The sequence below is a fragment of the Sneathiella aquimaris genome (genome assembly GCF_026409565.1).
In the GTDB taxonomy this organism is placed as follows: domain Bacteria; phylum Pseudomonadota; class Alphaproteobacteria; order Sneathiellales; family Sneathiellaceae; genus Sneathiella; species Sneathiella aquimaris.
Map to the genome: position 1 here is coordinate 3,512,692 of NZ_CP112881.1, position 12,268 is coordinate 3,524,959.

At 49.3% G+C, this 12,268-nt stretch carries 10 protein-coding genes; 8 read left to right on the top strand and 2 right to left on the bottom strand.

The features are described 5' to 3' along the window. Positions 1-47 precede the first annotated feature (47 nt). Positions 48-803 (bottom strand): 3-deoxy-manno-octulosonate cytidylyltransferase, encoded by a 756-nt coding sequence (locus OIR97_RS16530; protein WP_169543316.1) that lies wholly within the window; start codon positions 801-803, stop codon positions 48-50. A 184-nt stretch (positions 804-987) separates the two neighbouring features. Between OIR97_RS16530 and OIR97_RS16535 the strand changes: the two genes are divergently transcribed. The 8 genes from OIR97_RS16535 to OIR97_RS16570 all read left to right on the top strand — a co-directional run bounded on the left by OIR97_RS16535 (position 988) and on the right by OIR97_RS16570 (position 10,874). Next, a complete protein-coding gene (locus OIR97_RS16535; RefSeq protein WP_169543317.1) occupies positions 988-1,536 on the top strand; it encodes a c-type cytochrome in 549 nt (182 codons plus the stop codon). 23 nt (positions 1,537-1,559) lie between these two features. Beyond that, positions 1,560-2,342 (top strand): inositol monophosphatase family protein, encoded by a 783-nt coding sequence (locus tag OIR97_RS16540; RefSeq protein ID WP_169543318.1) that lies wholly within the window; start codon positions 1,560-1,562, stop codon positions 2,340-2,342. 88 nt (positions 2,343-2,430) lie between these two features. Continuing rightward, positions 2,431-4,287 (top strand): extracellular solute-binding protein, encoded by a 1,857-nt coding sequence (locus OIR97_RS16545; RefSeq protein WP_169543319.1) that lies wholly within the window; start codon positions 2,431-2,433, stop codon positions 4,285-4,287. Further along, the gene (locus tag OIR97_RS16550; RefSeq protein ID WP_169543320.1) at positions 4,274-6,157 is read left to right on the top strand and encodes an extracellular solute-binding protein; all 1,884 of its coding nucleotides are present in this window, start codon (positions 4,274-4,276) and stop codon (positions 6,155-6,157) included. Before OIR97_RS16545 ends, OIR97_RS16550 begins: the two co-directional genes overlap by 14 nt. A gap of 9 nt (positions 6,158-6,166) precedes the next feature. After that, positions 6,167-7,276, top strand: coding sequence for a microcin C ABC transporter permease YejB (locus OIR97_RS16555; RefSeq protein ID WP_169543321.1), 1,110 nt, complete (start codon positions 6,167-6,169; stop codon positions 7,274-7,276). Beyond that, complete coding sequence (locus tag OIR97_RS16560; RefSeq protein ID WP_169543322.1) at positions 7,276-8,307, top strand: ABC transporter permease; 1,032 nt, start codon at positions 7,276-7,278, stop codon at positions 8,305-8,307. Before OIR97_RS16555 ends, OIR97_RS16560 begins: the two co-directional genes overlap by 1 nt. Continuing rightward, positions 8,307-9,908 (top strand): ABC transporter ATP-binding protein, encoded by a 1,602-nt coding sequence (locus OIR97_RS16565; RefSeq protein WP_169543323.1) that lies wholly within the window; start codon positions 8,307-8,309, stop codon positions 9,906-9,908. Before OIR97_RS16560 ends, OIR97_RS16565 begins: the two co-directional genes overlap by 1 nt. Before the next feature lie 36 nt (positions 9,909-9,944). Then, positions 9,945-10,874 carry a 2-hydroxyacid dehydrogenase gene (locus OIR97_RS16570; RefSeq protein WP_169543324.1) on the top strand — a complete coding sequence of 310 codons (930 nt, stop codon included), beginning with the start codon at positions 9,945-9,947 and terminating at the stop codon, positions 10,872-10,874. On the opposite strand, the gene chrA is transcribed toward OIR97_RS16570, so the two are convergent. Beyond that, a complete protein-coding gene (gene chrA / locus OIR97_RS16575) occupies positions 10,871-12,238 on the bottom strand; it encodes a chromate efflux transporter (protein WP_169543325.1) in 1,368 nt (455 codons plus the stop codon). The genes OIR97_RS16570 and chrA overlap by 4 nt on opposite strands. Between the last annotated feature and the right edge of the window lie 30 nt (positions 12,239-12,268).

A 12,268-nucleotide genomic window follows, 5' to 3' on the forward strand; every position in this document is an offset into this window, starting at 1 on the left:
TTCCGGTCAATCTTGGGCAATCGGTGAAAGTTACAATTTAATCAGGGTCAGCGCGCGATACGAGCCTTGAACATCTCTCGGATACGCGCCAGATCTTCAGGAGTATCAACACCCAAAGGCACGGTGTCAACGAGAGCCGCATCAATTCGCATTCCAGCCTCAAGCGCCCGCAACTGTTCCAGCTTTTCACGCACTTCCAACGGGGATGGTGGCAAAGCGACAAAACGCGCCAAGGCGGCCCGCCGATAGGCATAAATGCCAATGTGATGATAGTGCGGCCCGTCTCCTCCCGGTGCTTTTAACCGACTGAACCACAAGGCGGGTCCTCGTTTCGCGCCTGGAAGCAGGCTGACAACCGCTTTCACGGCACTTTCGTCATCCAGTTCGGCAGGATCACTGATTTTGGCAACCAAAGTCGCCAGATCAGCGGCACTTTCCTCGATACTCTTTAAAGACGCGCGGATGGCGGACGGATCCAACAATGGCAAATCGCCCTGCAAATTGATGATCACATCATGGGTTCCTGCCGGATCGAAAAGCTCTACGGCCTCATGCACCCGGTCCGACCCGGAAGGATGATCCGGCTTGGTAAGAATAGCTTGTCCCCCAGCGCCAGTAACCGCCTCTGCGATCTCCTGTTCAGCGCAGGCAACAAGAACCGGACCGATATTTGCTTCCTTTGCGCGCTCCAACACTTGCACGATCATTGGTTTCCCGGCAATGTCCGCAAGTGGTTTTCCCGGCAAACGTGTTGACGCCATGCGCGCGGGAATAACGATGACAGGCTTTAATGCTTCGGCCATAAAGCTTCGAATCCTTCCTGAAAATCGTGTCGTTTCAGTTCATTGAAACGAATTACGAGTTGTCACAATTTAGCACCGATTATATACGTGTTGTACATTCGAAGCGAAACCCGTTAAATTCCACTCGCTTTTTTTTGTCGCGTTTGCTAGAGCTACGCCCAGAATATTTGAGCTGAGGTAAGCAATGAATTCTTTTGAGCTAAATAAAATAGCCGGTGCAGTCCTTGCAGGTGCCCTCGCTGTTGTTGTTGTCAACGCAGTTGCCGACATTGCCGTTTCCCCTTCCTTTCCGGAAGAAACGGCCTACGCGATCGACACAGGCGAAGCTGACGCCACGGCATCAACAGCCACCGCAGCTGTAGAAGAAGGCCCGTCTCTTGGCGTCCTTCTGGCCTCTGCAGATGTATCCAAGGGTGAGAAAGTCTTCAAAAAATGTGGCGCCTGCCACACGGTTGATGAAGGCGGTGCCAACAAAATTGGTCCGAACCTCTATGGTGTCTTGAATCGCGCGAAAGGTGCAGTCGATGGCTTCTCCTATTCAAGTGCGTTGATAGAAAAGGGCGGAGACTGGAGTTACGAATCTCTGGATGCGTTCCTGAAGAAGCCTAAAGAGTACATCAAAGGGACTAAGATGTCCTTTAATGGTTTGAAAAAGCCAACTGATCGGGCTGATTTGATTGGCTATCTTCGGACGCTTGGTAAGGACGATGTCCCGCTTCCAGCTGCCAACTAATAGCAGGATAAGTAGTCTAGTTTATGACTGAGACATGCCCCCCAGAATTTCTGGAACTTGCTCACCGGCTTGCTGATGCAGCCGGTGATGTAGTGTCCCCTCTGTTCAGAGAAAAGATTGACATCATTTCGAAAGATGATGCCAGCCCGGTTACGATTGCGGATCGCAATGCCGAAATGGTCATGCGCGACATGATCGAAGCCGCTTTTCCAGAGCATGGCATCTACGGCGAGGAGCATGGTCAGGTCAGACTTGATTCTGAATATGTCTGGGTGCTGGACCCGATTGATGGCACCCATTCGTTCATTTCGGGCGTCCCAACCTTTGCAACCTTGATCGGACTTACCCGCAACGGCAAGCCGATCATGGGCGTCATCGATCAACCTATCGCGAAAGAAAGATGGGTTGGTGCCAACGGAAAAACTGAACTCAACGGCACTCAGATTAGCGCCCGCGAGACTATCACCACCTGCTCAGAAGCCTCTTTATTCTCCTGGGGAATTGAGTTGCTTTTCAGCGAACGGGGTGACGATTACAAAAAGCTACTGGACACTGTGGCCCGCACACGGTTTGGCTATGACAGCTACGCATACGGACTTTTGGCGCACGGCTTTATCGATATTGTTGCCGATTTTGACATGAAACCTTTCGACTATTGCGCATTGGTTCCTGTTGTTGAAAATGCGGGCGGTGTTATTTCAGATTGGGATGGCAATCCTCTCACCTTGAATAACCCAGGCTATGTTCTTGCCTCTGCCAATAAAAGCCTTCACGAGCACGCCTTGTCTCTCCTCTCAGGAGTTTGACCCCCACTTTTTGCTTTTGACCTTGATGTCTGGGCCAATTCATCCCATGTTTACAGTCGATTATTAACAATCGACTGACAGGGAAATAATGGGAATTCTTAAAACTTCTGCTTTCGTCTTGATTTCCTTTTTCTGCGCGACGCCTTTTATTGCTGCAGAAACAGTTAAAACAACAAAATCGCATGGACTTTCATTAGCTGGTCCCCTTAAATATGGACCCGACTTCAAGCATTTGGAATATGCCAATCCTGATGCCCCGAAAGGCGGCACGCTCCGTCTTTCCGCCATCGGTGGATTTGATAATCTCAACCCTTTTATTAGCCGCGGTCAATCTGCCAACGGCATTGCGTTGACATTTCAAACGCTGATGACCCAGCCGAACGATGATCCGAGCACGGAATATGCGCTGGTTGCTGAGAGTGTAGAGGTTGCAGAAGATTTAAGCTTTGCGATTTTCAACCTGAACCCTAAAGCGCGCTTTCATGATGGCAGCCCGATTACATCTGAAGATCTGATCTTCAGTTTTAATATGGCCAAAGAAAAAGGGCGGCCGGTTTTTCGGTATTATTATGCCAATGTTGACAAAGCAGAAGCGCTGTCCCCCACTCGGATCAAATTTCATTTTACAGGCCCGCCAAATCGCGAACTTCCACAGATTGTTGGGCAGCTCATGCCAATTCTGTCAAAAAAACATTTTGAAACCCGCGAATTTGATGAAACCACGCTAACACCTATTTTGGGGGCCGGCCCCTACAGAGTTAAGGAATTCGAAGCCAACCGTTATATCGTCTATGAGCGGGTAAAGGACTATTGGGGCGCAGACCTTCCAATCAATAAGGGGCGCTACAATTTTGATGAAATACGCTTTGATTTTTACAGGGACACCACCGTGCTGCTTGAAGCCTTCAAAGCTGGGGAATATGACTACCGCGCTGAAAATAGTGCAAAAAACTGGGCAACCGGATACGATTTCCCTGCCTTGAAAAACGGGCTTGTGATCAAAGAAGAAATCCCGTCAAAAAGCCCCGCAGGCCAGCAGGGATACGCGTTTAACCTGAGAAAAGAAAAATTCAAGGACCCGGTTTTACGAGAAGCCATGACTTACGCCTTTGATTTCGAATGGCTCAACAAGAATATTTTCTATGATCAATATATCAGAACAAACAGCTTCTTTTATAATTCGGTGATGGCGGCAAAAGGCAAGCCGTCAGCAGAAGAATTGAAAATTCTTGAACCCTATCGTGATCAGTTACCTGCCCGCGTTTTTGGCCCTGCCTACACGCCCCCTGTGACGGATGGAAGTGGCCGGGACAGAAAGCCGCTCCGTACGGCCAAACGCCTGCTTAAAGAAGGCGGGTGGACCATAAAAGGCGGAAAATTGATCAATCCGAAAACCGGTAAACCGCTGGAAGTTGAATTTTTGATGTATGATCAGAATAGTCTCAGAATTGTTGGGCCCTTTATCAAAAATCTCCAGAAACTCGGAATCACGTCCACCACCCGGATTGTTGATACCGCCCAATATACCGAACGGTTACGTAATTACGATTTTGACATTGTCACAACCGTTTTTGGACAGTCCGTCAGCCCCGGCAACGAACAGCGTGAATATTGGGGAAGCGCGGCTGCGAAAACACCTGGAGGCCGGAATTTGATCGGCATACAAAATCCCGTTGTGGATGCCTTGATCGAAAATTTGATTGCAGCACCAGATTATGAAAGCCTCATCCCGGCGACCCGCGCGCTTGACCGTGTTTTGACCTGGAATTTCTATTTGATCCCACAATTCACCGCAGCCTATGATCGCCTTGCCTATTGGAACAAGTTTGGTAAAACCAATATCTACCCAAGTGAAGGCAATGATATTATGGCCTGGTGGATTGACCCGGAAAAAGAAAAAGCACTTCGGGAGGGGCTTAAGAAAATCAAGAATGCAGAAAATTAAAAGTAATATGCTTCTTTTACCGCTCAAGAAAACCGCACTTGTCATTTGTCTACTATCCGCTTTCGGATCTGTTTCCGTCGCAAAAGAAAAGATGACGCACGGACTTTCAAGCTTTGGCGATTTGAAATATGCATCTGACTTCAAGCATTTTGATTATGTTAATCCACAAGCCCCGAAAGGTGGCCTTATCAGGCTGCGTAATCTGAACAGTTTTGACAGTGTTAATCCTTTCATTTTGAAAGGAACCAGTGAAATATTGAACGCCGATATTGGCGGGGACGCCAATTTTAATTTTGCAAGTTTGATGACGCCTTCCAACGACGAACCCGATGCCGTCTACGGTCTGGTTGCAAAACACGCGATTTTGGATGATGCCGACAAATGGGTCGAATTTCATCTTCGTCAAGGACCCATTTTTCATGACGGAACACCGATCACCGCATCCGATGTTGCCTTCACCTTTCATACATTGGTAAAGGACGGTCACCCTCGGTATCGCCAACTGTTTCGCGACGTTGAAACAGTGCAGGTTTTGTCGGACGATAAAATACGGTTTTCATTTAAAAAAGAGGCTTTTACCCGGGGACTACCTGTTCTAATTGGCCGCATGCCGATCTTATCGCAAGCCTCATTTGATGAACGCCCATTTAAAAAAACAACACTTGAGCCGCTATTGGGCTCGGGTCCCTACAAAATGGTAGCCGTCGATCCAGGACGATCCGCCACCTACAAACGTATTGAAAACCATTGGGCCGACACGCTGCCTGTTCATGTGGGGCGCTATAATTTTGACGAAATCAAAGTCGATTATTATCGAGACAGAACAATTGCCACCGAGGCTTTCTTTGCTGGCAATTATGACTTCAGGGAAGAATTCACCTCTCGGGTATGGGCGACCGAATATGACGGCAAACCTGCCGTTGAAAAAAACTTGATACAGCGCGATATATTAAAAAGTAAGGCGCTGACCGGATTCCAGGCGTTCTTTTTTAATACCCGACTGGAAAAATTCAAGAACCCACTGGTTCGCAAAGCCCTAACCCGTATGTTCGACTACGAATGGACGAACAAGAACCTGTTTTATGGCAGCTATGCCCGCCTGACCTCGGTCTTTGAAAATTCGTCTCTGAAAGCCACGGGCCTTCCAACCCAAGAAGAACTGGCGCTGCTGGAGCCTTGGCGCGCTCAGTTACCCGAACAGGTCTTCAAAGAGGCCTATATGCCGCCCATCACGGACGGTAGCGGGAAAATAAGGACGCAAATTCGCGCCGCACTCAAAGAACTCAAGCTGGCTGGATGGACCATTCAGGACAAAAAACTTAAAAACGAAAAAGGCGAACAGATGTCCTTCGAGTTTCTTCTGTATGACACGGGTTTTACACGGATCATCAATCCCTTCATCCGCAATCTGGAAAGAATTGGCGTCGAAGCAAAGGTTCGTATACTGGATGTTGCAAGCTGGCAGAACCGCTTGCAGGCTTTTGACTTTGATATCATTACACGGCGGCTCTCTCAATCGGCCTATCCGGGAACCGGTTTGCGGGACTGGTGGGGCTCGAAATCAGCAGATATCCAAGGGGGCTATAACCTCGCAGGTGTGAAAAATGAAGCCATTGATGCCTTGGTCGAAGAGGTTATCAAGGCAAAAGACGTTAAAACCCTGACCATTGCCGCCCGCGCCCTTGATCGCGCGCTGATGTGGGGTCATTATACAATCCCGCAATGGTACAAAGCGAGCCACTTCATTGCTTATTGGGACAAATTTGGACGTCCTGATAAAACACCCCCGGGATATAATCGGTCTGTTTTGGATACCTGGTGGATAGACACAGAAAAGGCAGCCGCCATTGACGCTGCCCTCAATCAGTAGAGGTTTACCGTGTTAGCCTATATACTAAGACGACTTCTCCTGATGATCCCGACACTGTTCGGCATTATGGTTTTGAATTTCGTAGTGATCCAGTTCGCACCCGGCGGACCCATTGAGCAGATTATCGCCGAAATACAGGGCACCGCTGTTGGGGCAACGTCCCGCATTGGGGGAAGCGGCCAGGGAGATGTCTCCTCCGGCCAATCAAGTGCCACCGTGAACAGCGGGGGTGACAGTGCCTATCGAGGCGCGCAAGGCCTTGACCCGGAATTCATTAAAGAACTGGAAGTCCAGTTCGGCTTCGATAAACCGGCGCATGAACGGTTCTTCCTGATGATCAAAAACTATCTGGTCTTTGATTTTGGCAATAGCTATTTCCGAGACGAAAGCGTTTTTAATCTGGTTTTGGAAAAATTGCCGGTGTCTATCTCGCTTGGTCTTTGGACGACCCTGCTGGTGTATCTGATCTCTATTCCGCTGGGCATTAAAAAAGCCGTTCGGGATGGCAGCCGCTTTGATCTTTGGACCAGTAGTCTGGTCATTATCGGAAACGCCATCCCCAGTTTCCTTTTCGCCGTTGCACTCATTGTCTTCTTTGCCGGTGGCTCCTATCTGGACTGGTTCCCTTTACGAGGCCTGACGTCTGAAAATTTTGATGAATTAAGCCTGTTTGGAAAAATCATCGATTATTTCTGGCATATTGCGTTGCCTGTAACAGCCATGGTGATTGGCGGCTTTGCAGCCCTCACACAGCTTACAAAGAATTCGTTTCTGGACCAGATCAGCCAACAATATGTTTTGACGGCAAAAGCCAAAGGCTTATCCGAACAACGGGTCCTTTACGGCCATGTATTTCGTAATGCCATGTTGATTGTGATTGCCGGATTTCCAAGTGCCTTTATTGGCATCCTGTTTACCGGTTCTCTTCTCATTGAAGTGATCTTCAGCCTTGATGGTCTTGGCCTCCTTGGGTTCGAGGCAGCGTTGAACAGGGATTACCCGGTTATTTTTGCAACCGTGTATGTGTTTGCTCTGCTTGGTCTGATCATGAACCTGATTGGCGACATCACCTACACCTTGATTGATCCTAGAATTGATTTTGAAGCGAGGGATGTCTGATGTTCACTCTCTCTCCAATAAACCAGCGACGCCTGGAAAATTTCAAATCAAACCGCCGGGGATACTGGTCGATGATCCTGTTCCTCGGGTTATTTGTTCTGTCCCTGTTTGCCGAAGTCATCGCCAACGACAAGCCACTCCTGATTTCTTACAAAGGCGATTTTTTTACGCCCTTTATCGTCGAATATCCGGAGACAGCTTTCGGTGGTGATTTCGAAACCGAAGCCGACTATCGGGATCCGTTCGTCAGTGAACTGATCGAGGAAGAAGGCGGCTGGATTATATGGCCGCCCCTTCGATACAGCTACACAACAATCAATTATGATTTGAGCTCTCCCGCTCCCAGCCCGCCGGATGGCGAGAACTGGCTGGGCACTGACGATCAAGGACGCGATGTTCTGGCCCGTGTCATTTATGGATATCGGATTTCGGTTGCGTTTGGGCTGATCTTAACAATTTTGAGCTCGATTATTGGTGTCGCTGCCGGAGCCGTTCAAGGATATTTCGGCGGCATGACGGACCTTATCTTCCAGCGTTTTCTGGAAATCTGGGGCGGCATGCCAAGCCTGTATATCCTGATCATTCTGGCCGCGCTGATTGAACCGACATTTCTTATACTTCTGTTTTTGTTACTGCTTTTCAGTTGGCCCAGTCTGGTCGGGGTTGTCCGGGCAGAATTTCTAAGGTCCAGAAATTTTGACTATGTGCGTGCAGCCCGGGCCTTGGGCGTACGGGACAGTGTGATCATGTTCAAGCATTTGCTGCCAAACTCCATGGTTTCCGCTCTTACGTTTCTTCCCTTTATTCTGACCGGATCAATTGTAAGCCTGACATCCCTTGATTTTTTAGGGTTGGGGCTCCCACCCGGGTCTCCGTCTTTAGGGGAATTACTGGCGCAAGGGAAAGCCAATCTTCAGGCTCCCTGGCTAGGGATTACTGCGTTTTTAACTTTGTCGATCATGCTGACCCTCGCCTTTTTTATGCAAGAGGGAATACGGGATGCGTTTGATCCCAGAAAGACATTTGAATAATGGCCTATGTCAGCGTTAAAAATCTGGGGATCTCCTTCAAAGTAAAAGGACAGGATGTTCCGGCCGTTACAAATGTGTCTTTTGACATCAACAAAGGGGAAACTCTTGCTCTTGTCGGGGAAAGCGGGTCCGGAAAATCCATCTCGGCCCTGAGCATCCTGCAATTACTTCCCTACCCGTTGGCCAGCCATCCAACCGGCTCCATTCTGGTGGACGGAGAGGAAGTTGTTGGAAAGCCTCAGAAAGAAATGCAGTCCATTCGTGGCAACAAGATTTCCATGGTCTTTCAGGAGCCCATGACGTCCCTCAACCCCCTGCATAGCATTGAGAAACAGATTAACGAGACCCTGTTGGTGCACAAAGGGATGAGCCAGTCGGAGGCGGGAAAACGCGTACGCGAGTTATTGGATCTGGTTGGCCTGGAGGCCACGGACGAACGGCTGAAAGCCTACCCTCACCAGCTTTCCGGCGGACAACGCCAACGGGTCATGATTGCCATGGCACTGGCCAACGAGCCGGATCTGCTCATTGCTGACGAGCCGACAACGGCGCTGGATGTAACCATTCAGGCTCAGATCCTCGAATTGCTGCTGGACCTTCAGAAACGTCTGGGCATGGCTATTCTCCTCATCACACACGATCTGGGGATCGTTCGGAAAATGGCCAAGGATGTGTGTGTGATGACGAACGGTACAATTGTAGAGGCAGGACCCGTTCAGCAGATATTTGACGCCCCACAGCATGACTACACAAAAATGCTGTTATCGGCGGAACCAAAGGGTCTGCCTGTTATCAAGGATCAGAACGCACCCGAAATCATGCGCGGCAATCATCTAAAAGTCTATTTTCCCATCAAGGCGGGTTTATTGAAACGCACTGTTGATCATGTAAAAGCTGTAGATGATATTTCAGTCTGTGTTCAGGCGGGACACACGGTGGGGGTTGTAGGCGAAAGCGGGTCGGGTAAATCAACCCTGGGCCTCGCATTGCTGCGTCTGATCCGATCTCAGGGAGACATCCTGTATAACGGGAAATCCATTCAGAACGCCGACTGGAAAACCTTGCGCCCGTTGCGGTCAGAAATTCAGGTTGTGTTTCAGGACCCCTATTCCAGTTTGAGCCCCAGATTATCCGTTGGACAAATCATTGAAGAGGGGCTTCTTGTTCATTATGGTCGCGGTGATGCCAAAGAGCGACGGGCGTTGATCGGTGAAACCCTCAATGAAGTTGGGCTAGACCCAGATGCACAGGATCGCTATCCCCATGAATTTTCGGGTGGGCAACGGCAACGGATCTCCATCGCCCGGGCCCTGATCCTGAAACCCAAATTCATCATTCTGGACGAGCCAACGTCAGCGCTTGATATGTCCGTTCAGGCACAGATCGTTGATCTCTTGCGAGACTTGCAGCAAAAACACAACCTTGCGTACCTGTTTATCAGTCACGATTTGAAGGTCGTGCGCGCCCTTGCGGATACGGTTCTTGTCATGAAAGATGGAAAAGTAGTTGAACAAGGCCCTGCGGATCAGATATTTGATAACCCTGAAACACTTTATACCAAAGCCCTTATGAAAGCGGCTTTTGATCTCGCCACCCTATAAGATCACGACCAACAAACCTCACGGAGCAAAGTGACCATGGCGCTACTATTTCACAGTAAAATCAAACGCAACGACTGGTGGCGGGAAGAACTCTCCAAGAAAGTCCCGGGACTGGAAGTGCGTTTTTATCCTGACATCGGAGATCCCGATGACATTGAATTTGCGTTGTGTTTTGCCATGCCTCACGGGGTTCTGGGTAAACTGAAAAACCTCAAGGCTGTATTTTCTCTTGGTGCGGGCGTCGATCATATTTTTGAAGACCCAGACTATCCAAGACATGTTCCGATCGCGCGCGTCGTCGATCCTGAACTAACCGACCGTATGAGCGAGTATGTCTTACAGCATGTTCTTAATCATCACCGTTACCAGCACCTGTATGATGAACAACAAAGAAAGCAAGTCTGGAAAGAAAAACACGCGCCTGCGGCCCGCAACCGAAAGGTTGGTATTCTTGGGCTGGGAGCGCTTGGAACCGGTTCTGCTGAAACCTTGAGAAAAATGAACTTCGATGTTGCCGGTTGGTCCAGAAGCCCTAAATCAATTGATGGCGTCACAACTTTTCATGGTCCGAAACAACTGGACGCCTTTCTCGCGCGCACGGAAATTCTGGTATGCCTGTTGCCCCTGACTGACGAAACCACCGGAATTCTGAACAAGGATCTGTTTCAGAAGTTGCCTGAAGGCGCCGCCCTCATTAATCCCGGTCGCGGACCGCATCTCAATGAGCAAGAACTGATTGACGCGCTGGACAGTGGACATTTGTCTGCGGCGACACTGGATGTCTTTCACACGGAGCCATTGCCAGCGGAAAGCCCTCTCTGGAACCATCCAAGAGTGCGCGTAACCCCACATGTAGCGAGCATAGCGTCCCCCGGACGGGTCACAGAATTGGCCGCAAAGAATATTGAGCTTGCACGGGCTGGAAAACCTTTGCTCAATCAGGTCGATCCGGACAAAGGCTATTAAACAAGTCCCGTTAAATGCAGGACAATACCGGAAAGCGCTGCCACTGCGATCAGTGGTAGCAATCCGATTTTGAAGCGAAAAACAGCGAGAAAAGCCAATCCGCAGAATATCGCGGCCAGACCATTGAACGTCGTAATTTCCGGATAACTCATCGTTAGAATACCGACGCTAAAATCAACGACCCGCCCAAACAGAACATGCAGTAAAAACCAAAATGCAATATTAACAATCACCCCGACAACTGCAGCGGTTATGGCGGACAAAGCGGCGGTCAAAGCCCTGTTTTGCCGGATTTTCTCGACATAGGGAGCTCCTAGAAATATCCAGAGAAAACAAGGCGTGAACGTCACCCATGTCGTGAGCATTCCGCCAAGCAGGCCCGCCATGGCAGGAGACAGGCTGCCAGGCTCCCGATACGCACCAAGATATCCAACAAATTGGGTCACCATGATTAAAGGCCCCGGCGTAGTTTCCGCAAGACCGAGTCCGTCCAGCATTTCGCCAGCCTGCAACCATCCAAAATCAGTGACAGCGGCTTGTGCAACATAGGAAAGAACGGCATACGCACCACCAAAAGTGACAACCGCCATTTTACTGAAAAAGAAAGCAATCTCAGTGAAAACATGATCCGGCCCGGCAAACAGAAAAAGGATCAGCGTTGGCGTAAGCCAAAGGCACAAAATGACGAAGGCTGTCGTTAAATAAGGGCCAAGTCGGTGAGCTGAAAGTGGTATCTCCTTGATCTCGTCCTGCGGTGGAGGAGACGTATGAAACGCCTTTAACCCTTTTTTTCCGGCGAAATATCCCAATAAACCTGCGCACAATATGATTGCTGGAAACGGGACGGAAAAAGCAAACAACGCGACAAATGACATCACGCTTATGGTAACTTTCAGCCTGTTTGTCAGCGCTTTCGATCCAATTTTCACGACGGCCTGAAAGACAATTGCGAGAACAGCGGCCTTTAGCGTAAAGAAAAGTCCATCCACCAACCCGCTTTCACCAAAGGCGGCATAGATCCAGCTTAAAACCATCATTGCGACGGCACCCGGCAGCACGAATAATAAACCGGCTGTCACCCCACCAATTACCCGATGGGTGAGCCAGCCTGCGTAAATAGTCAATTGTTGAGCTTCCGGGCCCGGCAGCAACATGCAAAAATTGAGAGCATGCAAAAATCTGTCTTCGCTCAGCCATTTCTTTTCGTCGACCAGCAAACGATGCATGACCGCAATCTGTCCGGCAGGGCCTCCGAAACTCAATAGCGCAATCCGAAGCCAGACAATCAAGGCTTCAGAAAATCGCACAGAAGGCACAATATCATCTGACGAAATATTTGACGGTGGCACCTTGGCTTTGGCCATAACGCTGGAAACCTGATAAAAATTGAACTG